The sequence below is a fragment of the Microcystis sp. genome (assembly GCF_048564745.1).
GTDB classification, from domain to species: Bacteria; Cyanobacteriota; Cyanobacteriia; order Cyanobacteriales; family Microcystaceae; genus Microcystis; species Microcystis ichthyoblabe_A.
In genome coordinates this window covers 1-1,233 of sequence record NZ_JBLZRT010000074.1, presented here as the reverse complement: position 1 = coordinate 1,233, position 1,233 = coordinate 1, and the positions used below count along the sequence as shown (strand labels likewise).

At 48.3% G+C, this 1,233-nt stretch carries 1 protein-coding gene and 1 pseudogene; both read right to left on the bottom strand.

Going from position 1 to position 1,233, the window contains the following annotated elements; genetic code table 11:
- Positions 1-486: 486 nt before the first annotated feature.
- Positions 487-852: pseudogene (locus tag ACOCD9_RS09785) on the bottom strand (beta-ketoacyl synthase N-terminal-like domain-containing protein); the annotation flags it as partial.
- Positions 837-1,082 (bottom strand): acyl carrier protein, encoded by a 246-nt coding sequence (gene acpP / locus ACOCD9_RS09780; RefSeq protein ID WP_419547265.1) that lies wholly within the window; start codon positions 1,080-1,082, stop codon positions 837-839. The gene acpP and the pseudogene ACOCD9_RS09785, both read right to left, overlap by 16 nt.
- Positions 1,083-1,233 lie beyond the last annotated feature (151 nt).

Below are 1,233 nucleotides of genomic sequence, written 5' to 3'. Positions count from 1 at the left end.
ATGATTATTATCTTAATTTCGGAGTTATCCGTTATATTTTTGCTTTTTATTCGGTCGTCAGGATTCAGGAGATTATTTTTATTTATTCTCCCCACACCCCACACCCCACATCCCCCCATCCCCCCAACCCCCCCCTCCCCCCCAGCCCCCCCCCCCCCCCCCCCACCCCCCCCCCCCCCCAACTCCCGCTGAGCCCTTACCCTCACCATTTTTCATCTGACTGGAAGTTGTTCCCCTCTTGATGAAGTTTTTTCGCGATCATCAGGGAAATTGGGGTGTAGGGTGTGGGGTGTAGGGTGTGGGGTGTGGGGAAGTGGGGAAGTGGGGGAAGTGGGGAAGTGGGGAAGTGGGGTGTGGGGTGTGGGGAGAATAAATAAAAATAATCTCCTGAATCCTGACGACCGAATAAAAAGCAAAAATATAACGGATAACTCCGAAATTAAGATAATAATCATGGCTGACCATGGCTGACCATTACCCCCCCCTAGAATTAGCGGAGGCAAAACCAGCCAATCCTAGTAGGGTAACGGCGGCTTCCGTCCCACCGCAGATCATCCCTTTGGCCAAACCCCTTTGTACTAGACGAAAAGCATCGCCGATGGCATTGGAACCGGCAGCACAAGCGGTCACGGTGCAGTTACTCGGTCTCTTGGCCCCCGTGTGGATAGCGGTTAAACTGGCGGCCATATTGGCAATCATCATCGGGATCATGAAGGGAATACACCGGCTCGGACCTTTTGTCAAGTAAATTTCCTGTTGATCCTCCAGCACTTTTATGCCACCTACGCCCGTACCAATTAGTACACCTATATTATCGGCATTGAGAGCGTCGATAACTAATCGAGAATCTTGTCCTGAATATAGTCGACAGCTTTTTGTACAGTGTCAAGTTGTTGGGCATCTTCGTCGGGAATTTCAATATCAAATTCTTTCTCTAAAGCCAACACTAACTCGACCAAATCATAGTAATCAACTTCCAGATCATCAGCAAAGCTTGCTTGGGGGGTAACTGTACCCGGATCCTCTACTTCTAATTGTTCCACAACAACTTTTTTAACTCGATCGAAAATTTCTGCACTCATGGATGTCAACTTTTATCCGCTGGTTTACCGGACTCTAGCCTCTAGGGTCTGGGGAAATGGGGCGGTGTTACCATTTCCGACAATAAATTTCGGTTAGCTTTTTCACTGACCATTTTTCATCTTACTGGAAGTTGTTCCCCTCTTGATGAAG